We start from the raw sequence: 20,931 nt of genomic DNA, 5'->3' as shown, positions 1-20,931 counted from the left end.
CTAAATCAGCAGCTTTTATAGGGTTTGAACCAGCAACAAAATTTTATTTCTTAATTAGTATTATTTTACAATTCTTTAATTGTTTAAATAGACAGCAATTTATCTAAAATCGAGTATCATCTCTTTTTTAGTTATAAAACTAATTTTTTATCGCCAAAAAATTACAACAGCTTCATTGTTTCAAGCCTTGACCAATTCGACAAGCCTATGCACATATGGTAAAAGGTGAATAACTCAAATTTTTAAGGCCAAAGCCCCCATGTCTGCTTCCGATAAAAAGAAGTCACGCTCAAAAGAACAAAATTTAAAGCCGCATATTACTGCGCTATCTGGTGCAAAAAACCATAAGCAAGCCGCAGATTGGCTTGCCTATCGCAAGATCGAGGATATTGAATGCATCACTCCCGATCAAGCAGGGGTTGCGCGCGGCAAGATGATGCCAACCAAAAAATTCAATTCTGATACATCGCTTGCTTTGCCATCGGCGGTTTTTATGGCAACCATTTCGGGTGATTACCCAGAAAATGGCAATGGCTTTTTCTTTCCTGAAAATGATGGCGATTTAAAACTGGTGCCCGACTTATCTACTTTGTCGGTTGTGCCTTGGGAAAGTGATCCAACCGCGCAAGTTATTTGCGATCTTGTTTATCAAGAAGGCGGTTATGCCGAATTTACACCGCGTAATGTTTTACGCTCCGTCATTAATGCTTATACCGAGCTTGGTTTAAAACCGATTGTTGCACCAGAAATTGAGTTTTACCTTGTTTGCACCAATCCTGATCCTGACTATCCATTAACGCCGCCGGTTGGTCGCTCGGGTCGCCCGATAGGCGGCGGGCAGGGCTATTCCATTGCTGGTGTGAATGAGTTCGACGAGTTGATTGATGATATTTATCATTTTTCTGAAGCGCAGGGCTTGGAAATTGATACGCTTATTCACGAAGAAGGTGCAGGCCAGTTAGAGATTAATTTGCGCCACGGCAATCCAATAGAGCTTGCCGATCAGGTGTTTTTGTTCAAGCGCACTATTCGTGAAGCAGCTTTCAAACATGATATGTATGCAACCTTTATGGCTAAGCCTATTCAAGGTCAGCCGGGGTCAGCAATGCATATTCATCAATCAATCGTTGATATTGCAACGGGACAAAATATTTTTTCCAATCCTGATGGCAGCGAAAGTGAAGCCTTTTTCCACTTCCTTGGCGGTATGCAAAAACATATGGCAAGTGCTTTGGTGATGCTTGCACCTTATGTTAATTCCTATCGCCGGCTTATTCCTGATGTTTCGGCACCGGTGAATTTGCGTTGGGGCTATGATAATCGTACTACCGCATTTCGTGTACCACGTTCTGGTCCTGAAGCGCGCCGTGTTGAAAATCGTATACCATCATCGGATGCCAATCCTTATCTTGCCCTTGCAGCTTCGCTTGCTTGTGGTCTTATTGGTTTACGACAAGAACTACAACCTGATGAGCCGACAACTGAAACGGTCAATGCTGCTGATATTGAATTGCCGCGTGGCCTTATTGATGCGGTTAGTCTTTTTGAAGCAGATACTGAGCTTCGCGATGTTTTAGGTCATACATTTGTTGCTACCTATGCAGCGGTCAAAAGGCAGGAATATGAAACCTTTATGGAGGTTATCAGCCCTTGGGAACGGGAATATTTATTGCTGAATGTGTGAGGCTAATTTATGCAACAAGATGCAATGTCACCGGGAATTTCATGGTATGCGCAAAGCGTGGATGATCGTCCGCGCTATCCAATATTGCAAGGCGACCATCAATGTGATGTTGCCATTATTGGTGGCGGGTTTACCGGTCTTTCGGCGGCATGTCATTTAGCTGAAAATAATGTGTCGACTATTGTCATTGATGCGCGCCGCTTTGGTGCGGGGGCATCAGGACGTAATGGTGGGCAATTTGGCACCGGCCAACGCCGCTGGGTCGAAGACCTTGAAAAGCAATATGGTTTTGAACGCGCCAAGGCCTTGTTTGATTTGGCCGAGGAAGCCAAGCCCCATATCCATAATTTTGCCAGTAAGCACAATTTTGAAATAGATTATTTGCCCGGTCAATTATCCGTTGCTCATAAGCCGCGTTATCTTGATGATTATAAGAGCCATGTCGATAATATGGCGCGCTATGGCTATAATCATCTGCAATTTATGGATAAGAATGAAACAAGTGAGCGTCTTGGGTCGAGCCATTATTATGGTGGCATCCGAGATATGGGAACAGGGCATATTCACCCATTAAAGCTAGTGATCGGCACTGCTAATACTGCCCATAATAATGGCGCTGCGCTTTATGAACGTACAACTGCTTTATCGGTAACGCGCAATGGTACCAATATTATTATTAAAACCGAGCAAGGAACCATTAGTGCTAAGCGTGTTTTAATTGCTACCAATGGTTATGGTGGCAAAATTAATAATAAGGCACAGGCGCATGTTTTGCCAATTCGTAGTTTTATCGGTTCAACTGTTCCACTAAGCGATAATACATCGATTTTACCCAGTTTTGAAGCGGTAGATGATTCACGCTTTGTTGTGCGCTATTTTCGTAAAACGCCTGATAACCGCTTGCTTTTTGGCGGTAGTGAAGCCTATGGCAACCCTGATGGGCGTGATATGACGGCATCAGTGCGCAAGCAATTAACTCAAATTTATCCAGATTTAAAGGATATTGAGCTAACTCACGTTTGGGGCGGTACGGTTGCAATAACCGTTGAGCGCATGCCCTATGTGCGTGAAGTGGAGCCCGGCATTACTTTTTGTGGCGGCTATTCAGGGCACGGTGTTATGCTGTCGCATTATTTTGGTTATCTTTATGCACAAGCCATATTGGGCAAAAAAGATCGCCTCGATATTATGCGAGAGCTTAAAATTTCAGGCTTTCCAGGTGGTGCTTTACGAAGCGCCTTGCTTTACCTTGGCCTAAGCTGGTTTGCACTTCTAGACAGGTTATAAATTATATTTTACGGCTATCATAGGCCCATTGTAACAAAGCTTGGCGTTGGCGCGGACGGCAAAAAGGATCGCCTTCTTCACAATTGTTACGCAATTGTGTTTGGTGGCGTTTCATCATTCGCCAGCGTTTAATCTGTCGTGCATCTTCTTTTTCTAATCGGCGTCCTTGATAATAGCGACAATACCATTGAAACCAACCGCGTGGATCATCTTCATAAATCCAACCTTTTTGTTGCCAATAGGATAGTGGTTTTCCTGCCATAACGCCAAAGTAATTAAGTTTCGCGTTCTTTTTTTCGGGTGATAATTTGGCATTTTCAAACCAGCTTTTGGGAAATTCATCCCTGCAATCGGTCATATATTTGCCGCCCATTACTCCAAGCTCTAGCATTTCTGCTGGGGTCAATTGGGGTTGAAAATCAGGATGAAAATCTTTACCAGCCGCACAAACAAGTTGATATTTATAGCCTGTTTGCATTTTGTCATTTACTTCAATCCACTTAGCCATAAGACACCCTAATTTAAAAATATTCTCTTAAATCTTATTTAGAGCTTTAAATTGAAATGGAAGGAAGTCATTTCAATTTCGTGCTAACATTAACTTGATTGCCTAGAAAATATCATAAAAAAACGCTGGCCAAATTTTGACCAGCGTTTTAATTTTTTCAAGCTTTAATAAGTTTAGCGTGTTAGTGGCTTATAGGTTACGCGGCGCGGATTAACGCTTTCAGGTCCTAAACGACGGATCTTATCGGCCTCATAATCGGCAAAGTTACCCTCAAACCATTCAACATGGCTATCACCTTCAAAGGCAAGAATATGGGTTGCCAAGCGATCCAAGAACATACGATCATGGCTGATGATAACAGCGCAGCCAGCGAAATTTTCCAAAGCATCTTCAAGTGCTGCCAAAGTTTCGGTATCTAGATCGTTGGTTGGCTCATCGAGAAGCAATACATTGCCACCAGCTTTAAGCATTTTAGCCAAATGCACGCGGTTACGTTGACCGCCCGAAAGGTTACCGACTTTTTGCTGTTGATCGCCGCCTTTGAAATTAAAAGCACCGCAATAGGCGCGGCTATTCATTTCAAATTTACCAAGCTTGATAATATCATTGCCGCCGGAAATTTCTTCCCAAACATTTTTATTACCATCAAGCGTATCGCGGCTTTGATCAACATAACCAAGATCAACAGTATCGCCAATACGAATAGATCCTTTATCAGGCTTTTCTTGACCAGTAATCATACGGAATAATGTAGTTTTACCCGCACCATTGGCACCGATAACACCAACAATACCGCCGGGAGGGAGCTTGAATGTCAAGTCATCAATCAGTAAGCGTTCGCCATAGCCTTTGGAAATGCCATCAAACTCGATAACCACTTGCCCTAAGCGTTCACCAACAGGGATAATGATTTGCGCGTCGCCCGGGCGGCGTTTTTCAGCAGCTTCAACCAATTCATCATAGGCCTTAATACGAGCCTTTGATTTGGATTGACGGGCTTTTGGACTAGCTGCCATCCACGCTTGCTCACGGGCAAGAGCTTTTAGGCGTGCATCTTCTTCACGGCCTTCTTGTGCCATACGTTTGGCTTTTGCATCAAGATAAGCAGTATAATTGCCCTCATAAGGAATACTATTGCCGCGATCAAGTTCCAAAATCCAATTGGTAACATTATCAAGGAAGTAGCGATCATGGGTAATGATCAAAACTGAGCCTTCATATTCACGTAAGTGCTTTTCAAGCCATGCAGTTGTTTCAGCATCCAAGTGGTTGGTCGGTTCGTCAAGCAATAATAGATCGGGCTTGGAAAGCAGCAAGCGGCAAAGCGCTACACGGCGTCTTTCACCACCTGATAATTTGGTAACATCAGCATCGGCTGGTGGACAGCGCAAAGCTTCCATCGCCATTTCAACCTGCGAATCAAGGTCCCAAAGATTTTGGCTGTCAATAATATCTTGCAGCTTTGCACCTTCGTCAGCCGTTTCATCGGAATAATTCATCATTAATTCATTATAGCGATCAAGAATAGCCTGTTTGTTGGCAACGCCTTCCATAACATTGGCACGGACATCTTTTGTAGGATCTAGTTCAGGTTCTTGCGATAAATAGCCACAAGTTGCACCTTCAGCAAGCCAAGCTTCGCCGCTATATTCCTTGTCATAACCTGCCATAATGCGTAAAATGGTAGATTTACCGGCGCCATTGGGACCTAAAATACCAATTTTTGCGTCGGGATAAAATGAAAGATGAACATTTTCAAGGATCTTCTTATTGCCGTAAGACTTATTTAGTCCGGCCATATGATAAATAAATTGGCGCGCCATAGCTCCGCTATTACTCCATAAAGCAATAACCCACGAGACTTATGGTCGGTAGGTTATCTATTTAAAAACGTTGTGTTGCACTCTATATAGCGTCAATCATCGATTTGAACAATCACTTCAGTATAAAATAATCAACATTACCGATATTTACATCAAGAGTTAGCCAGATCATTTAAATTGCTTAAAAACGAAATATAAATCTTGGTGAAGTCATCATTATAATATTTGACAATATAGCCTTCAACAAAATGATCGTCGGTGAATGTTTTTAAAATCATTTCATAGGCAAGATTTGCAGCGATGTCACATTTTAATAGATTATCAGTTTTTATAATATCATTGATGCAAATCTGATTAATAGATTCCTCATTGTCGTAATTAAACGCCCTTCCGAAAAGCTTTTTTGCCAGTAAAGCATCTACCTGCTGTGCATCAAACTGTGACGCCAAATATTTAAAATTGCGGTAAGAAACGATATTTGAATAATTCAATTCATCAAGTTTAGATTTTATAACCGGTCTAACCTCATTGAGAAACAGCTCTTCATCAAAATCAGGATATAAAAACTCATTGTTAGCCGATGCTATCAATTGGCTTTCTTTAGTCCTTAGCGCAAAAAATGTAAAAATCGCTCCATCAAGCCCTTTAAAGTATCGGCAAGCGGACAGGCTTGGATGAATGGTCTTTAGTCGTTTTATAAATTGTAAATATAGTATATCAACATATTTAAAATAGGAATATTCGCTCTCTTGGCGAAAAGGTTGATCAATAATATGGCAGTCAATCAACCAATCGACCTCATTATAATTTGCCCATAATTCAACTTCGTACTTATAGGTAGCCCGTTTTTTCAACCTATTTATAGTGGTTAGCGCAAATGGATCGCGCGGACGTTTAGCGATTAAGTAACCTTCAAAATCATCAACAGTAAAATTGCGAACATCAAATTGGCATTTATACAAACTATCTTCGTCGATATTTTCCTGTAAAAATGAAAACGATTTTTTAATATATTCAATCATATCAATTGCCGGCATAATATATTCCTTGAATATTGCTTGTTATTTCGGACCATTCGAAAATGCATGCCTATTAAATATATCATTAGCGCCGCCCAAATAAGCGCTCAATGTCATGAAGTTTTAATTCAATATAAGTTGGACGACCGTGATTACATGTACCAGATCCCGGTGTTGCTTCCATTTGGCGCAATAAAGCGTTCATTTCCTCGGCCTTTAAAATACGTCCAGAACGCACAGAGCCGTGGCATGCCATGGTGGCAGCAACATAATCAAGCATGGATTTTAAACCATCTGCCGTATCGTGCTCGGCTACCTCATCAGCCAAATCGCGGATAAGTGCTTGTGCATCAATTTCACCAAGCATGGCGGGTGTTTCCTGCACGGCAAGCGCACCTTCACCAAAGGCTTCAATGCCAAGACCAAATTTTTGCAGTGTGTTGGCATGGTTCATTAATCGGTCAACATCATCTTGCGGCAGATCAACAATTTCAGGAATAAGCAACATTTGTGACGGTAATGGCTTATCATAAAGTGCTTCTTTTAATGCTTCATAAACGAGGCGTTCATGCGCTGCATGTTGATCAACAATGATAAGGCTGTCTTGTGTTTGTGAAATGATATAGTTTTTGTGGATTTGTGCGCGCGGCGCACCAAGCGGCGCATTTAATTGGTCTATGGCTGGTTCAACAAGATTAGGGCGCAAATCCGCACTTGGCTCCATAAATGCACCCAATTGCTCTTGCAATAAAATATCAGTTCCAGCTGGCATGGAAACGTGATTATCATCAAGCGGTCGATGAAAAGCTTGACCATTTTGCGGTGTCCACGCCTGACTTTGCGGCCGGTAAGTTGCGCCTTTATTTTGCCCTTGAGAATAGCTGTTTTGATAGGAAGAATGAGCGGGCTTGCCACTCATTTGGTTTGTCATCGCCGCATTGGTGGATTGCTCGGTGCGAAAAGCGTTTAGCATGGCACTTGCACCAGTGGTGGCTGGCTGTATGCCTGATTGCTGCAAGGCTGCCCGAATACCACCAACAATTAAACCACGCACAAGGCCTGGGTCACGAAAGCGCACATCTGCTTTGGCGGGATGCACATTAACATCAACATCTTGTGGATCAATAGTAATGAAAAGCGCAACAACACCGTGACGATCAGGGGCGATAGCGTCACTATAAGCACCACGAATTGCTCCTGATAGGGTCTTATCCTTAATCGGGCGGCCATTAACATAAACAAATTGATGAAGCGCATTGCCACGATTAAAGGATGGAACGCCGACAAAACCGCTTAATTTAACCCCCTCACGTTCAGCATTAAGCTCAACCATGTTTTGCGAAAATTCCTTGCCCAATATTTGCCCAAGCCTAACGCTTAAACCATCAAGATCCTTGGTTGATCCGGCAAATTCGCTTAAACTGCGATCTGGCCCCGATAGGGTAAAACGAATATGGGGGAAAGCAATGGCAATGCGTTTTACTACATCGCTAATTGCAGTGCTTTCAGCACGCTCGGTTTTTAAAAATTTTAGGCGGGCAGGTGTTGCAAAAAACAAGTCTTTTACTTCAACAACGGTGCCTTTGGTAACTGCGGCAGGACGCGGTCCCTCAATCTTGCCGGCAGTTACAATAATTTCAGCACCTTCATCAAGGTCAATATGGCGCGATAAAAGCCGTAATCGTGAAACTGACGCAATCGAAGGCAAAGCTTCACCACGAAAACCAAGGGCGCGAATATCGTGAATATCATCGCCCATTTTGGATGTACAATGGCGCGAAACCGCAAGCAAAAGTTGATCAGGCATGATGCCACAACCATTATCAGTGATACGAATAAGGTTTTTTCCGCCGCCTGCCGTTGCAATATCAATACGGGTTGCGCCAGCATCGATGGCATTTTCAACGAGTTCTTTGACCACACTCGCCGGCCGCTCCACAACTTCGCCGGCGGCAATCTGGTTGATCATAGTTTCACTAAGGCGGCGGATAGGCATGGGCATAAACTCGGTAAGGATAAAAACATGTCCAATGTTAAAGCTATTGAAACGCTATAACAAATAAATAATAAAATAGTCTGTTTAAAAAATGGGGAAACATCACAAAACTAAAAATTAAAAAACACATCAAACTCTAGTAGGTAATTATTGCTACTTGTAAGGTATAGGGTATTTATAATGAATAATGCTCAGTTTTTTTAATATAGGTTGGGACTTTAAATGCCATGAAAATTATATTGCCGTTGTCCATTCTAGCCTATATGTGCTCGCTTTTACCATTTTTAAGAACATGGGATTCAAACTATAGATACGCAAATTACTGTCACAACGGCGATATCTTTGTTGAAGGCTATGGTTCCCCCTGTCTTGTTGTTGGTGATGATGCAATTATCGAAATCTTTATTTATTCTATGCCAATTCTTGCTCTTGCCATTATTATCTTTGGCATTATTGCATTATTTAATTTATTCAAAGGAAATTTTACTGCACTATGTTACGCTATATTCTTGGCTGTAGCGGAAATTGCAATTATTATTATGGCTTTATTACTGACGCGCTTAACACTTTTTCTAGCCGGTAAAGTGGGAGATATTTGTGTTTATAATGAAGGAAGCCCAATGCCCTGCCTAGTCCTTACGCCAAGTTTTATTACCATTTATTCCATCTGTTTGGTGCTATCGCTCGTTCTTATTGGCATATTGCACAAATGGGTATTTTGCTTTTTAGGCCTTTCTGATTAAGCGATTTTTTAATAAATAACAATGATATCAGCGTTTAAATGAATTAAAATGATGAATTGCTAAGAGTTATAAATGGTTGTTTTTTAATATAGTATTTCAATACCGACAACATAACCTTCTTGGTTAATATCAAATAAAATATCAGGCCCTTTGATTGGTAAGGTATTTTCAAGGAGTTTGCTAAGGTTTAAATTGTGTTTAACGCAACCAGTCATCTCGTTTTGATGGTGTTTATCTAGCTTAATATACACAACATCGTGTTCTTTACCTAAGCGCTCCATTCGAGTTTTATATTTTTTACACTTTTTCTTGTAATGCTTCTTCTTTTTCATTTGCCCTCCTTTGTATGAAATCGAGATACGAGGCGTAGTTAATTCTAAATTACACCTTAAATCACCTAAAATAGTGTTTTGAATTATTATTTGATGAAAAATAATTTGAACTTATTTTGTTCTGACGATTTTTTTTGCGGCAAGCACATTCAGCCTTCATCAATGCATGGGAGCAATGTTGTTTATAAGATATAACTGGGAAGTGCTCTTTAAACTGTTACAAAGCAGTGCGTATCGCGCTTTTAGGAATTGCTAGTAAAAAGCTGGAAGCCAAAAACCTAACTTATGCGGTTATAATTGTTGTAATATTAGACCCGATCTATCACTAAAATCTGCAATAAATTTGATATCTTGCTTAAATGATAGGGAAACAATCGTTTTGACTGTTTCCCCAATTCCCCCCGCTTAAAAGGGATATAATAGACACATCTGCTTCTAAATGTTAACTTCAACAGTCGCCAATTGAACAGATATGTAAAGACTAACAACGATATATTGATAGTTTATAGCACAAGATTGTCGAAAAAACAAGTCTTTCTGTATTATTTTGCTTTGTCAAGAGCTGATGCAACATCTTCCAATAAGTCATCTGTATCTTCAAGGCCAATAGAAAAGCGCAATAGACCATCGCTCACACCAAGTTCTGCACGTGCCTCTGCACCAATGCTTTGGTGGGTAGTTGTTGCAGGATGGGTAATAATGCTTCGTACGTCGCCAAGATTATTCGAAATAAGCGGAATAGTAAGTGCATTGCAGAACTCAAAAGCTGATTTTTTACCGCCCTTTAGTTCAAAAGCAATCATGGTTGAGCCGCCGCTCATTTGGCGAGCGATAATGTCCGCTTGTGGGTGGTCTTTGCGTCCTGGATAAAAACATTTCGATACAGCAGGGTGCTCAGCAATAAGATCAGCAATTGCACCTGCTGATTTTGTCATTTGGTTCACCCGTAGTGGCATGGTTTCCAAGCCTTTTAGCATGACCCATGCAGTAAAGGGGCTCATTCCGGGGCCCGTATGGCGGAAATAATTTTGTAAGTTATCGGCAATCCATTCCTTGCTAGATAGGATAGCACCGCCTAAGCAGCGCCCTTGGCCGTCAATATGCTTGGTTGTGGAGTAAACAACCACATCAGCACCAAGCGCCAATGGCTTTTGATAAAGCGGCGTTGCAAAAACATTGTCAACCACCACAACTGCTCCAACATTATGGGCAATTTTACAAACAGCTTCAATATCGACAATTTCCAAGGTTGGATTGGCCGGCGTTTCAAAAAAGATAAGGCTGGTTTTTGGTGTAATCGCCTTTTCCCAATTTTCAATTTTTGCACCATCAATAATGGTCACATCAACACCAAACCTGCGCAAAACTGTATCAATTATATAATGGCAAGAACCAAACATGGCGCGGCTTGCCACTACATGATCGCCAGCTTTTACATAGCAAAGGATGGCATTAGCAACGGCGGCCATGCCTGAGGCAACCGCACGCGCATCTTCAGCGCCTTCCATGATGCACATTTTTTTTTCAAAAATATCATTGGTTGGGTTGGCATAACGCGAATAGACAAAACCTGGATCTTCACCGTTAAAGCGATTTTCGGCAAGTTCGGCGCTTTCATAGGTGAAGCCTTGGGTCAGAAAAATGGCCTCGGAAACTTCGCCAAATTGAGTGCGTGTTACGCCACCATGAACCATTTCAGTTGCAGCGCGATATTTGCGTGTGGGATCAAGTGTCATCAATGCTTCCAGTCTGTCAATTCAGTCAACAAAGCCAGAGGAAAGTATGTTGCAAAACAAAATGAGTATATTTTTAGTTTTGCATTTTCTAGTTTATGATAAGCTGTCAATAAAGCTAATAATAAAGACAACAGCTTATGAAAGACTAGACTTTTATGGCTTTGTAAATTAATACCAACCAAAAAACCGCAAAAGTGCTTTAAAAGCTACGGCCTTTTAGCATTTAAGAAACGTGGCTGCAAGCCGGCCGGCCAAATCACCACGGAATGGAAAAGACTTTAAAACTCTTGCAAGGATACGTCAATTGCTGCAAAGGTTTCAAAGATCATATTTTGTTGTATAGTGAGCGCATCTGATTTTAAATCAGATGAGTAAGACGAACGAGAATGAAAAAGTGAGCGCATCTGATTTTTAAATCAGATGAACAAGACGAACGAGAATAATAAAGTGAGCGCATCTGATTTTTAAATCAGATGGATAAGGCGAACGAGAATAAAAAAGTGAACGCATCTGATTTTAAATCAGATGATGAAGGCGAACGAGAATGAAAAAGTGAGCGCATCTGATTTTTAAATCAGATGAACAAGACGAACGAGAATAAAAAAGTGAACGCATCTAATTTAAAATTAGATGGATAAGACGAACGGAAATAAAAACTAGCTTTGAGTTACAAAGTTTGAAAGTTAATTAAGAGGATAAAATAGGAAAAGAATGCTACGCGCAACAGGAATTCTTGCTGATAAAGACCTTGCAGCACTTTTAGCCAATGGCGGCCTATTAACAGCCAAGCCTCTTGATGATGATCAGATCCAACCGGCAAGCTTAGATTTGCGTCTTGGCAAACGTGCTTTTCGGGTTCGCGCTTCATTTATGCCGGGGCCTAATACCAAAGTAAAAGACAAGCTTGATAAGTTTACCTTGCATGAGTTTGATTTGAGCGATGGTGCCGTACTTGAAACGGGTTGCGTCTATATTGTGCCTTTGCTTGAAAGCCTTGCTTTATCTGCTGATATTTCAGCTTCAACCAATCCTAAGAGCTCGACAGGTCGTCTTGATATTTTTACCCGCATTATTACCGACAATGCGCAAGAATTTGACAAAGTTCCTGCAGGTTATCACGGCCCACTTTATTTAGAAATTAGCCCACGCACTTTTCCTATTTTGGTGCGCACTGGCTCGCGTTTGTCGCAAATTCGTTTCCGCAAAGGCCACCCTTTATTAAGCGAAAAAGAATTGCAAAATTTGCATGATAGTGAAGTGCTTATCTCAGACAAAATACCCAATATTAGCGGCGGCGGCGTTGCGTTATCGATTGATTTGAGTGGTGATGCCAATCATCTTATTGGCTATCGTGGTAAACGCCATACCGGCGTTGTTGATGTTGATAAGAAAAATGCCCATAATGTGCTTGATTTTTGGGAGCCAATTTATGACCGTGGTGGCCGTGATCTTGTGCTTGATCCCAATGAATTTTATATTTTGGTTTCGCGCGAAGCTGTTCATGTGCCACCGCTATATGCTGCTGAAATGACACCCTTTGATCCACTGGTTGGTGAGTTTCGTGTGCATTATGCCGGCTTTTTTGATCCCGGCTTTGGGCATAGTGCTGCAGGTGGTACGGGTAGCCGCGCGGTGCTTGAAGTACGCAGCCATGAAGTGCCCTTCATATTAGAGCATGGGCAAATTATTGGTCGCCTTGTTTATGAGCATATGTTGGAGCGCCCACAAGCCCTTTATGGCAGTGATTTAAAATCCAATTATCAAGCTCAAGGATTAAAGCTATCCAAGCATTTTAAAGTAGCTTGATTTTCCGTTGAAAGTGAGTAGGAAAATTAAGCAATGAAGCGCATTGGGCAATTTTTAGCTAAAATGGGTTTCAGCAAGAATAGGCAAAAAGTTGATATTGTTGATGCCATTGTTCCAATAGTAAAACAGGACCCCAATAAAATAGCTGTGCTGCGCTTCTTTTTTGATTTTGGCGCAGGCGGTTGTTTGTGGAATGGTGATAAAACATCTTATGAGCTTTTTGACGGTGGGACACTTGAACGCGCTGAATTTGATCTTGATGGCAATATGCGTGAATTGCCTTTTATCTTACTATCAAAAGCAACACTTTTGCTGATTGATGAGCTAGATACGATAAATTATTACTATCTTAATCAAAAATATCAACCTGATCCAAGCCCATGGCGGCAAAGCCTATGCGATGAGTTTAATTCAAAAATTGATGAATTGTTGCTAATGATCATTGACCAGATCGGTGATAAGTTTGAAATTGTTGATACGCAAATCCGCTATCAAGAAGATCCACATCTTGATGCTTATTTAGGGCAAAATCCAGATGTCTTAGCGCTTAATACGATTGCTGATGTTAAAAGGCTGATTGAAAAAGGGCGCATATTCTTTTAATACAATTTATAAAAGGCATGGGGAGAAGCCATGCCTTTTGTGGATTTAAGCGCCAAAATCTAGGCTTTTTTCAAATAGGTTTCCACCAAATCGCCCCAATAGGTTGCGCCAATTTCTAATAGGCGGTCATTAAAAACATAATGGGGATTATGAAGGCCAGCACTATCACCATTACCAAGGAAAATATAAGTGCCGGGGCGCTTTTCTAGCATGAAAGCAAAATCCTCACTAGGGGTAACGGGATTGCCCTTGGCTGTCACTTTGTCGTCGCCCCAAAGGTTTTGAGCGACAGTGGTAGCAAATTCGGTTTGTTGATCATCATTAATCAAAACAGGGTAACCATATTCATAATTGATATTGGCACGTGCGCCAAAAGAACTTGCCTGAGCTTCAACCAAAGCGCAAATCCGCTCGGCGAGTAAGGCGCGGTCTTCTGCTGAAAAAGCACGTATGGTCAATTCAAGCTCGACGCTATCTGGAATAACGTTAGATACATGGCCGCCGACAAACTTGCCAACCGTAATAATGGTGGAATTAAGCGGCGAAACATTGCGTGAAACAATTGTTTGTAAAGCCATAACAATGGACGACGCTGCTACAATTGGATCTATGGTTTTTTCAGGGATTGCGCCATGACCACCACGCCCTTCAATGGTGATATAGGCGGTGTCTACGGAAGCCATCATCGGGCCTTTTAAAAAGGTCATATGACCAACAGGAGAACCTGGCCAATTATGCAAGCCAAAGACTGCATCGCAAGGGAATTTTTCAAATAAGCCATCCTCAATCATGGCTTGCGCGCCAGCATAACCTTCTTCTGCGGGTTGGAAAATAAGATGGATTGTACCATCAAAATTACGGGTTTCGCTTAAATAGCGTGCGGCGGTAAGCAAAATGGTGGTATGGCCATCATGACCGCAGGCATGCATAAGCCCATTATTTTTGCTAGTGTAATCAACATTGCTTTGTTCTTCAATTGGCAAAGCGTCCATATCAGCGCGAATACCAATTGATTTGTTACTTGTGCCATTTTTCAAGCTAGCAACCACGCCTGTTTGCCCAATATTACGGGTAACATCAAAGCCCCATTGCTCTAAAAGCTCTGCCACCTTGCCTGATGTGCGGTGCTCATTAAAGCCTAGTTCTGGATACATATGCAGATCATGCCGAATAGTAATCATTTCTCCAAGAAAGGATTCAATATGTTTTTGGATGGTCTTTTTTTGCTCGGACATAGTTTTCCTGCCTGCTTTGATTGCAAAATTTAACGATTATATTGATTTGCTCAATTTTATAAGTGTTAAAACGATAAAAGCTAAATAACAAGTTGAAAACAACAATAATTTCGATCAAGCGACCTGCAGCAATAATTGGTCTAATAGTGGCTTATAGATAGATTTACCACGCAAATCTTCAAACCAATGAACAGGTATATCGCCAAGGCCCAGTTTTATGCCGCTAATGCCGCCCATAATAGCCGCAGTGGTATCAGTGTCATCACCTAAACTTACCCCATAACGCACGGCGCTTTGGTAATCGTCAAAAGATAAAGCCTTGCGTGCCGCGCGTAAGGAATCGACTACATAGCCTGAACCTTCCGGTTCAATATTTTCCATTGGTCTAATTGAGCATTCAAGTTCCGCCAATAGACGCTCGTTATTTTTGGCGTAGTTGTAAACTTTTTCAACTGCATAGCCCCATGGGTCGTTACTATCATGCAGCAAGGCACGAGCCGTGAGGCAATAAAGAGCGCAGCATAATTGTGACCGTGGTTGTGCGTGGGTGACACAAGCCTGCCGACCCGCATCTTCAATCAAGGCAAGATCACTCCCCCTATGCCACAAGGCAAGGGGCAAAACGCGCATTAATGCGCCATTGCCATGGCTATCTTCATCAAGGCCACCTGATAAAAGTGGCGATGTGCCATCTTTAAAGGCATTGAGCCCACGTGCGGTGGCATTGCCAACATCAAAAACGTGGTGATCTACCGCCATATAACCATATTCATACCAATTAAGCATGCGGGTGGCAAAATCCTGCATATCTAGCTTGTTGCAATGTAAAAGCGAGGCCAAAAGACAAAGAGCTTGCGCCCCATCATCAGACCATGTTCCTGGCGCCACATTATTATGAGAGCGATTAAAACCTTGAGGCGGAACAAACTCAATATTATCAAGTTTTGGTAATGTGTCCTTGTGATGAAATTCATAGGGAACGCCAAGGGCATCACCAACCAGGAGACCGATAAGGCCGCCTGCAATCTTACTGGCTTGTGAGATTTTGATATTTGTTGGCATGCGTATCACCTCATCTTATAAAATAATATATAGTTGGTAAGGCATTTGCATTTGTTATGATTACTCAAACGAAGAATTTATGCAATAAGGCAAAAATCATTAGAAAAGGATAGGCATTAAAAAAATATCCCAACTTTCATTAAAAAAAGCGAGTTTGGCTATTGGCTTTTACCGTTTTCAGCACCATATGTATGATAGCTTGTATCATAATAAATAAAGTATTTATTATTGTGATACAATAATCATCAAAGTAAGGCATGTTGTTTTTCTTTGATGCGAAATATTTTTTTATGGATTTATAACTCTGTTGTTGCTTTTTTAGTAACAATAGTTGTTGATCTATCAATATTATAATCTATCATTTGATAGAAGTATTTTTGATAACAAAACTGTTATAAGAATATTCTATTAAAGACTTTTGTTTTTCACGGATTGATGTAAAATTAATTAAATTAGTAATATTAGCTTTTTTGAAGAGCAGTTAATATCATTAATTCTTGATAACCAATTAAAAATATGCCCAAGTTAAAGTTATATCCAAGGAGATAGTCCAATGGCTAAAGAAAACGAAAACACTGCTGAGCAAGCTGATCTTGAAAAGCAGGTTGCTGATTTGCGCAAAGATATTGCAGCTATTGCGTCAACGCTGTCCGACCTTGGCTCAAAAAAATTGAATGAAGCCAAAGATCGTGCTCAAACAATGTATGAAAATGCTCGCGCTCAAGGCGATGAAGCTTTGCATGAAGCGTGTGATAAATTATCACAAACTCAAGATTCTATGTGTGCCTGTGTGCGTGAAAAACCCATGGCTAGTCTAGCTATTGCAGCTGGTATTGGTTTTGTGCTTGGCCAGATTTTAAGGCGTTAAGGGCTAATGTTTGGCCTTTTGACTTCCTTGCTTGGCGGTCTTACCTCTGGTGGTATTAAACAAGCCGTCAAGCGAACAAAAACGCAAGTGCTTATCTTAAGTCTAACTAGCATTTTTGCTGTTTTGGCTTTGGTGTTTCTTTGCGTTTTTGTCTATCTGGGTTTGACTTGTTTTGTCGCGCCGCTATGGGCTGCTGGCATTTTATTTGTTTTATTTGCTATTATTGCTTTGTTGGTTTTTTTAATTGGCCAATCAATAGCAAAAAAGCAAAAAATAGTTTTGGAAAAGCAGGCAGAAGAAGAGCGTAACGCTTTATTGTTTAGTTCTGCACTTGCGGCTATTCCAGCAGCTATTGCTGGTGACAAGAAGGTAGCAATGATTGGGTTGCCGCTTATTGGGCTTGCCGCGCTGTGGCTTTATAAAAACAGATCTGGAAAAAAAGACAATAAGCCGAAATAATTTTCGGCTTATTGCGAGCGTATTTACCACGAAATTTGGGTTTATTTGCCGTCGATTTGTTTACCCATAATGGCAATAGCGCGCTGGTAGACCGATGCTTTATTCCACCCTTCAATTGCCTTAAAATTTGGCTCTCCCTGTTGGTAGCCAAGGCCAGCTTTCCAGCCATGGCCTTTAAGGAAATTAGCGGTTGATGCCAAGGCATCCGCACGTGAGCGGATCATATCAATATGGCCATTGCCATCACCATCCACACCATATTTCAAGACATTAACGGGTAGAAACTGTGTTTGGCCGATTTCGCCATGCATAGCGCCGACGGATTTTGGATCAAAGTCACCACGATCGACAAGGGTTAATGCTGCATAAAGCTGGTCGGTGAAGAAATCCGAGCGGCGGCAATCATAAGCAAGGGTTGAAACAGCAGAAAGCGTATGCTGTTTACCCATATAATTCCCAAAACTTGTTTCCATGCCCCAAATTGCTAATAATGGGCCTGCAGGCACGCCATATTTCTTTTCAATACGCTCAAACAATGCCGCATTTTGCTTTTTCAAAGTTTTGCCGCGGGCAACAATGGTGCTAGATCCGCGTTTTTGCATAAATTGCTCAAGGCTTAGTTTAAAAGAATGTTGGTTGCGGTCAGCGTTAATGGTGGCTTGTGCATAGCGTACATTGGCAAGAGCGTTAAGTGCCTTGCTGCCGTAGCCTTTGGCTTTGACGTCTTTAGTTGTTTCACTAAGCCAATTGGCAAAGCCAGCTGATGTATTGCCGCATTTCGGCGACGCCATTGCAGCGGTGGTGCTGATCATAAGGGTTAAACCAAGGGCAGCAATGCTGGCCAGACTAAAGCGGTTGCGCAACAATTTTCTCATTCCTTCATAAATCCTTACTTTAAAAGCTATCAAACAAAGTTTATGGATCGTGTAAGTAATGCCGATTCTTTTGGCCTATATTGCTTACATTTACTAAAAATCCATAAAATCTCGTGTCAATCCGTTCATAATCTAATAAAATGACAGCAAAACCTTGACAAATGACTAAATATCGTATTCAAACAAACAAAATCTGCAACAAGTTATGACTTGGAGCCACCGACTGGTGCAATTTATAAAAATTGATGCCAGAGGTCCACACCCGACAGCGCGATGCGCCCTCGGGTGCCATTTGCTTTGAAATGTTGTTTAACAATATTTGCATGTGGTTTTGGATTGGGTGCTTACCTAGCATATTATGTGATTGTGGATAGTTAAGAAGCGCTGGAGCCAGTTTTATAAAAAGAACTTTTATCAAGCTAAGTAGATAAAGCATAAAGCGGCCAACCAGAAAGGGTATTTGATGTTTGAATCATTGCAGGAGCGTTTAAGTTCCATTTTTGATAATCTGACAGGGCGTGGCGCTCTTTCAGAACAAGATGTGACAAGCGCATTGCGCGAAGTGCGCCGTGCCTTGATTGAAGCTGACGTTGCCCTTGATGTTGTGCGCTCCTTTACCGATCGTGTTCGCAATAAAGCGGTTGGCGCAGAGGTTTTAAAATCAATTAAGCCTGGCCAGATGGTGGTCAAGATTGTTCATGACGAGCTCGTGGATATGCTTGGTTCTGAAGGCGTTGGTATTGATTTAAATGCGCCTTCACCGGTTGTAATTATGATGGTTGGTTTGCAAGGTTCAGGTAAAACCACCACATCAGCAAAAATTGCAAAACGCCTTACCGATAAGCAAGGCAAAAAAGTGTTGATGGCTTCGCTTGATACACGTCGTCCAGCCGCGCAAGAGCAATTGCGCCAATTGGGCGAGCAAACTGGTGTTGCAACCTTGCCAATCATCAACGGCCAATCACCAGTTGATATTGCATCACGTGCAGTGCAAGCCGCGCGTCTTGGTGGGCATGATGTTGTGATTCTTGATACTGCTGGTCGTACGCATATTGATGAGCCATTAATGGTGGAAATGGCCGAAATCAAGGCCAAGTCTGCACCCCATGAAATTTTGCTGGTTGCCGATAGTTTAACTGGTCAAGATGCAGTTAATCTTGCGCGCTCATTTGATGAGCGTGTTGGTATTACTGGTATTGTTCTTACCCGTATGGATGGTGATGGCCGTGGCGGTGCGGCGCTTTCTATGCGTGCCGTAACCGGTAAGCCAATTAAAGCTATTGCTACTGGCGAAAAAATGGATGCTTTGGAAGAGTTTCATCCAAAGCGTATTGCCGACCGCATTTTGGGCATGGGCGATATTGTATCGCTGGTTGAAAAAGCTGCCGAGCATATTGATGCTGAGCGTGCGGCTGCTATGGCCAAAAAAATGCAGGCTGGCAAGTTTGATCTTAATGATCTTGCTGAGCAAATTGGCCAAATGAAAAAAATGGGCGGCATGGGCGGCATTATGGGTATGATGCCTGGCATGGGCAAAATGAAAGACCAAATGGCTGCCGCTGGTTTTGATGAAAATATTTTTAATCGGCAATTGGCAATTATTTCATCCATGACCAAGCAAGAACGCGCAAATCCCGATATTTTGAAGCATAGCCGTAAACAGCGTATCGCCAAGGGTTCAGGAACATCTGCTGCTGATATCAACAAGTTGCTAAAAATGCATCGTGGTATGGCTGATATGATGAAAGCTATGGGCGGTAAAGGCGGTGGCGGCATGATGAAACGCCTTATGGGTGGGCTTGGTAGCAAGCTTGGCCTTGGCGGTGGTATGCCCGATCTTGGTTCGCTTGATCCTAAGCAGTTGGAAGCATTGCAAAAGCAGGCAGAAGCCGCCGGCCTTGGCAAAAATAGCGGTTTACCTAATTTGGGTGGCAAAGCCGGTGGTTTGCCCGGCCTTGGCGGTTTACCAAAACCAGGCGGTCTTCCAGGACTTGGCGGTGGTTTGCCTAAAAAGAAATAAGCCGCTTTAACGTGAAGTTTTAATATAAGAAAATGAAAGGCAAAGACCATGAGTGAGAATGAAATTCCGGCAGAACTCGCAAGTCTTAGAGCATCAATTGATAATTTTGATGCCGCGCTTATTCATATTCTTGCCGAGCGTTTTCGGTGCACCAAAGCAGTTGGGGTTTTAAAGGCGGAGCGCAATTTACCTGCTGCTGACCCGAACCGCGAAAAAAGACAAATTGAACGTTTGCGTAAATTGGCTGAAGAATCACATCTTGATCCAGATTTTGCGGAAAAGTTTTTAAATTTCATCGTGCGTGAAGTAATTCGTCATCATGAAGATACCGCTGCCCGTATTGGCAGCTAAACAACACTTTCGATTATGTCGGAAAAAATTACGAGCTGCCGGCCAACCGGCGATCTATAACAGGAGAATATAATGTCTTTAAAAATTCGTTTGGCCCGTGCAGGTTCAAAAAAGCGTCCTTACTACCATATCGTAGTAGCTGATGTTCGTAGCCCACGCGATGGCCGTTTCATCGAAAAAGTTGGTGCATGGAATCCTATGCTTCCAAAGGATGGTGAGCGCGTTCAATTGGTAACAGAGCGTATTCAACATTGGATTTCACAAGGCGCACAGCCAACAGACCGCGTTCTTCGCTTCTTGAACGATGCAGGCCTTGCAAAGCGTGATGCCCGTAGCAATCCTAAAAAAGGTGAGCCAGGTAAAAAAGCTGTTGAGCGTATTGCAATGGCGAAACAAGCTGAAGAAGATGCAGCTGCAAAAGCTGCTGCTGCCGCAGAAGCTGCTGCATCAGCTGAATAATTTATATTATTTTATAAAAAACCCGCTTGAGCGATCAAGCGGGTTTTTTATTGTTCAATTTCATT

19 protein-coding genes and 1 riboswitch are annotated in these 20,931 nt (G+C 42.0%); of the genes, 10 read left to right on the top strand and 9 right to left on the bottom strand.

The window, feature by feature from the left end:
• Positions 1 to 259 precede the first annotated feature (259 nt).
• Positions 260 to 1,684 (top strand): glutamine synthetase family protein, encoded by a 1,425-nt coding sequence (locus tag N6B01_RS11595; protein WP_262078876.1) that lies wholly within the window; start codon positions 260 to 262, stop codon positions 1,682 to 1,684.
• A gap of 9 nt (positions 1,685 to 1,693) precedes the next feature.
• Positions 1,694 to 2,971, top strand: coding sequence for an NAD(P)/FAD-dependent oxidoreductase (locus tag N6B01_RS11590; RefSeq protein ID WP_262078875.1), 1,278 nt, complete (start codon positions 1,694 to 1,696; stop codon positions 2,969 to 2,971).
• Position 2,972: 1 nt separating this feature from the next.
• Here the strand turns inward: N6B01_RS11590 and N6B01_RS11585 are convergent, their stop codons facing one another.
• The 4 genes from N6B01_RS11585 to mutL all read right to left on the bottom strand — a co-directional run bounded on the left by N6B01_RS11585 (position 2,973) and on the right by mutL (position 8,317).
• The gene (locus N6B01_RS11585) at positions 2,973 to 3,479 is read right to left on the bottom strand and encodes a hypothetical protein (protein ID WP_182417919.1); all 507 of its coding nucleotides are present in this window, start codon (positions 3,477 to 3,479) and stop codon (positions 2,973 to 2,975) included.
• Positions 3,480 to 3,652: 173 nt separating this feature from the next.
• On the bottom strand, positions 3,653 to 5,302 hold the full coding sequence (gene ettA / locus N6B01_RS11580; RefSeq protein ID WP_262078874.1) for an energy-dependent translational throttle protein EttA: 1,650 nt from the start codon (positions 5,300 to 5,302) through the stop codon (positions 3,653 to 3,655).
• 152 nt (positions 5,303 to 5,454) lie between these two features.
• On the bottom strand, positions 5,455 to 6,339 hold the full coding sequence (locus N6B01_RS11575; protein ID WP_262078873.1) for a hypothetical protein: 885 nt from the start codon (positions 6,337 to 6,339) through the stop codon (positions 5,455 to 5,457).
• A gap of 67 nt (positions 6,340 to 6,406) precedes the next feature.
• Complete coding sequence (mutL, locus tag N6B01_RS11570; RefSeq protein ID WP_262080662.1) at positions 6,407 to 8,317, bottom strand: DNA mismatch repair endonuclease MutL; 1,911 nt, start codon at positions 8,315 to 8,317, stop codon at positions 6,407 to 6,409.
• A gap of 227 nt (positions 8,318 to 8,544) precedes the next feature.
• Here mutL and N6B01_RS11565 point away from each other — a divergent pair, with 227 nt between their 5' ends.
• Positions 8,545 to 9,060 carry a hypothetical protein gene (locus N6B01_RS11565; protein WP_262078872.1) on the top strand — a complete coding sequence of 172 codons (516 nt, stop codon included), beginning with the start codon at positions 8,545 to 8,547 and terminating at the stop codon, positions 9,058 to 9,060.
• A gap of 83 nt (positions 9,061 to 9,143) precedes the next feature.
• Here the strand turns inward: N6B01_RS11565 and N6B01_RS11560 are convergent, their stop codons facing one another.
• A complete protein-coding gene (locus tag N6B01_RS11560) occupies positions 9,144 to 9,392 on the bottom strand; it encodes a DUF2283 domain-containing protein (protein WP_182417915.1) in 249 nt (82 codons plus the stop codon).
• Positions 9,393 to 9,934: 542 nt separating this feature from the next.
• Complete coding sequence (locus tag N6B01_RS11555) at positions 9,935 to 11,128, bottom strand: O-succinylhomoserine sulfhydrylase (RefSeq protein WP_182417914.1); 1,194 nt, start codon at positions 11,126 to 11,128, stop codon at positions 9,935 to 9,937.
• Between the two features lie 196 nt (positions 11,129 to 11,324).
• Positions 11,325 to 11,401, bottom strand: a riboswitch (SAM riboswitch).
• Positions 11,402 to 11,839: 438 nt separating this feature from the next.
• On the opposite strand from N6B01_RS11555, the gene N6B01_RS11550 reads away from it, so the two are divergent.
• Positions 11,840 to 12,934: a 2'-deoxycytidine 5'-triphosphate deaminase gene (locus tag N6B01_RS11550; protein WP_262078869.1), complete on the top strand. Its 1,095-nt coding sequence runs from the start codon at positions 11,840 to 11,842 to the stop codon at positions 12,932 to 12,934.
• 33 nt (positions 12,935 to 12,967) lie between these two features.
• Positions 12,968 to 13,537 carry a hypothetical protein gene (locus N6B01_RS11545; RefSeq protein ID WP_262078868.1) on the top strand — a complete coding sequence of 190 codons (570 nt, stop codon included), beginning with the start codon at positions 12,968 to 12,970 and terminating at the stop codon, positions 13,535 to 13,537.
• 59 nt (positions 13,538 to 13,596) lie between these two features.
• Here the strand turns inward: N6B01_RS11545 and N6B01_RS11540 are convergent, their stop codons facing one another.
• Both N6B01_RS11540 and N6B01_RS11535 read right to left on the bottom strand, forming a co-directional pair.
• On the bottom strand, positions 13,597 to 14,772 hold the full coding sequence (locus N6B01_RS11540; protein ID WP_262078867.1) for a M20 aminoacylase family protein: 1,176 nt from the start codon (positions 14,770 to 14,772) through the stop codon (positions 13,597 to 13,599).
• A 114-nt stretch (positions 14,773 to 14,886) separates the two neighbouring features.
• On the bottom strand, positions 14,887 to 15,834 hold the full coding sequence (locus tag N6B01_RS11535) for an ADP-ribosylglycohydrolase family protein (protein WP_262078866.1): 948 nt from the start codon (positions 15,832 to 15,834) through the stop codon (positions 14,887 to 14,889).
• Positions 15,835 to 16,387: 553 nt separating this feature from the next.
• Here N6B01_RS11535 and N6B01_RS11530 point away from each other — a divergent pair.
• Together N6B01_RS11530 and N6B01_RS11525 are read left to right on the top strand one after the other, a co-directional pair.
• Positions 16,388 to 16,702, top strand: a complete 315-nt coding sequence (locus N6B01_RS11530) for an ElaB/YgaM/YqjD family protein (RefSeq protein ID WP_262078865.1) — start codon at positions 16,388 to 16,390, stop codon at positions 16,700 to 16,702.
• 6 nt (positions 16,703 to 16,708) lie between these two features.
• Positions 16,709 to 17,161 (top strand): phage holin family protein, encoded by a 453-nt coding sequence (locus N6B01_RS11525; RefSeq protein ID WP_262078864.1) that lies wholly within the window; start codon positions 16,709 to 16,711, stop codon positions 17,159 to 17,161.
• A gap of 41 nt (positions 17,162 to 17,202) precedes the next feature.
• On the opposite strand, the gene N6B01_RS11520 is transcribed toward N6B01_RS11525, so the two are convergent.
• Positions 17,203 to 18,036 carry a lytic murein transglycosylase gene (locus tag N6B01_RS11520; protein WP_262078863.1) on the bottom strand — a complete coding sequence of 278 codons (834 nt, stop codon included), beginning with the start codon at positions 18,034 to 18,036 and terminating at the stop codon, positions 17,203 to 17,205.
• A 463-nt stretch (positions 18,037 to 18,499) separates the two neighbouring features.
• Between N6B01_RS11520 and ffh the strand changes: the two genes are divergently transcribed.
• The 3 genes from ffh to rpsP all read left to right on the top strand — a co-directional run bounded on the left by ffh (position 18,500) and on the right by rpsP (position 20,866).
• The gene (ffh, locus tag N6B01_RS11515; protein WP_182417907.1) at positions 18,500 to 20,056 is read left to right on the top strand and encodes a signal recognition particle protein; all 1,557 of its coding nucleotides are present in this window, start codon (positions 18,500 to 18,502) and stop codon (positions 20,054 to 20,056) included.
• A 48-nt stretch (positions 20,057 to 20,104) separates the two neighbouring features.
• Positions 20,105 to 20,407, top strand: a complete 303-nt coding sequence (locus tag N6B01_RS11510; protein ID WP_262078862.1) for a chorismate mutase — start codon at positions 20,105 to 20,107, stop codon at positions 20,405 to 20,407.
• Between the two features lie 72 nt (positions 20,408 to 20,479).
• A complete protein-coding gene (rpsP, locus tag N6B01_RS11505; RefSeq protein ID WP_182417905.1) occupies positions 20,480 to 20,866 on the top strand; it encodes a 30S ribosomal protein S16 in 387 nt (128 codons plus the stop codon).
• The last annotated feature ends 65 nt before the right edge of the window (positions 20,867 to 20,931 follow it).

The organism is Bartonella sp. HY406 (assembly GCF_025449315.1).
GTDB lineage: Bacteria > Pseudomonadota > Alphaproteobacteria > Rhizobiales > Rhizobiaceae > HY038.
This window is presented reverse-complemented; position numbering and strand designations above follow the sequence as displayed.

What these genes read in the sequence shown, in the direction of transcription:
- N6B01_RS11535 (WP_262078866.1), bottom strand. Translation starts at nt 15,834, where the DNA reads ATGCCAACAAATATCAAAATCTCACAAGCCAGTAAGATTGCAGGCGGC.
- N6B01_RS11575 (WP_262078873.1), bottom strand. Translation starts at nt 6,339, where the DNA reads ATGCCGGCAATTGATATGATTGAATATATTAAAAAATCGTTTTCATTT.
- N6B01_RS11520 (WP_262078863.1), bottom strand. Translation starts at nt 18,036, where the DNA reads ATGAGAAAATTGTTGCGCAACCGCTTTAGTCTGGCCAGCATTGCTGCC.
- N6B01_RS11530 (WP_262078865.1), top strand. Translation starts at nt 16,388, where the DNA reads ATGGCTAAAGAAAACGAAAACACTGCTGAGCAAGCTGATCTTGAAAAG.
- N6B01_RS11585 (WP_182417919.1), bottom strand. Translation starts at nt 3,479, where the DNA reads ATGGCTAAGTGGATTGAAGTAAATGACAAAATGCAAACAGGCTATAAA.
- N6B01_RS11590 (WP_262078875.1), top strand. Translation starts at nt 1,694, where the DNA reads ATGCAACAAGATGCAATGTCACCGGGAATTTCATGGTATGCGCAAAGC.
- N6B01_RS11560 (WP_182417915.1), bottom strand. Translation starts at nt 9,392, where the DNA reads ATGAAAAAGAAGAAGCATTACAAGAAAAAGTGTAAAAAATATAAAACT.
- ettA (WP_262078874.1), bottom strand. Translation starts at nt 5,302, where the DNA reads ATGGCGCGCCAATTTATTTATCATATGGCCGGACTAAATAAGTCTTAC.
- N6B01_RS11550 (WP_262078869.1), top strand. Translation starts at nt 11,840, where the DNA reads ATGCTACGCGCAACAGGAATTCTTGCTGATAAAGACCTTGCAGCACTT.
- N6B01_RS11565 (WP_262078872.1), top strand. Translation starts at nt 8,545, where the DNA reads ATGAAAATTATATTGCCGTTGTCCATTCTAGCCTATATGTGCTCGCTT.
- N6B01_RS11545 (WP_262078868.1), top strand. Translation starts at nt 12,968, where the DNA reads ATGAAGCGCATTGGGCAATTTTTAGCTAAAATGGGTTTCAGCAAGAAT.
- mutL (WP_262080662.1), bottom strand. Translation starts at nt 8,317, where the DNA reads ATGCCTATCCGCCGCCTTAGTGAAACTATGATCAACCAGATTGCCGCC.
- rpsP (WP_182417905.1), top strand. Translation starts at nt 20,480, where the DNA reads ATGTCTTTAAAAATTCGTTTGGCCCGTGCAGGTTCAAAAAAGCGTCCT.
- N6B01_RS11510 (WP_262078862.1), top strand. Translation starts at nt 20,105, where the DNA reads ATGAGTGAGAATGAAATTCCGGCAGAACTCGCAAGTCTTAGAGCATCA.
- N6B01_RS11525 (WP_262078864.1), top strand. Translation starts at nt 16,709, where the DNA reads ATGTTTGGCCTTTTGACTTCCTTGCTTGGCGGTCTTACCTCTGGTGGT.
- N6B01_RS11555 (WP_182417914.1), bottom strand. Translation starts at nt 11,128, where the DNA reads ATGACACTTGATCCCACACGCAAATATCGCGCTGCAACTGAAATGGTT.
- N6B01_RS11540 (WP_262078867.1), bottom strand. Translation starts at nt 14,772, where the DNA reads ATGTCCGAGCAAAAAAAGACCATCCAAAAACATATTGAATCCTTTCTT.
- ffh (WP_182417907.1), top strand. Translation starts at nt 18,500, where the DNA reads ATGTTTGAATCATTGCAGGAGCGTTTAAGTTCCATTTTTGATAATCTG.
- N6B01_RS11595 (WP_262078876.1), top strand. Translation starts at nt 260, where the DNA reads ATGTCTGCTTCCGATAAAAAGAAGTCACGCTCAAAAGAACAAAATTTA.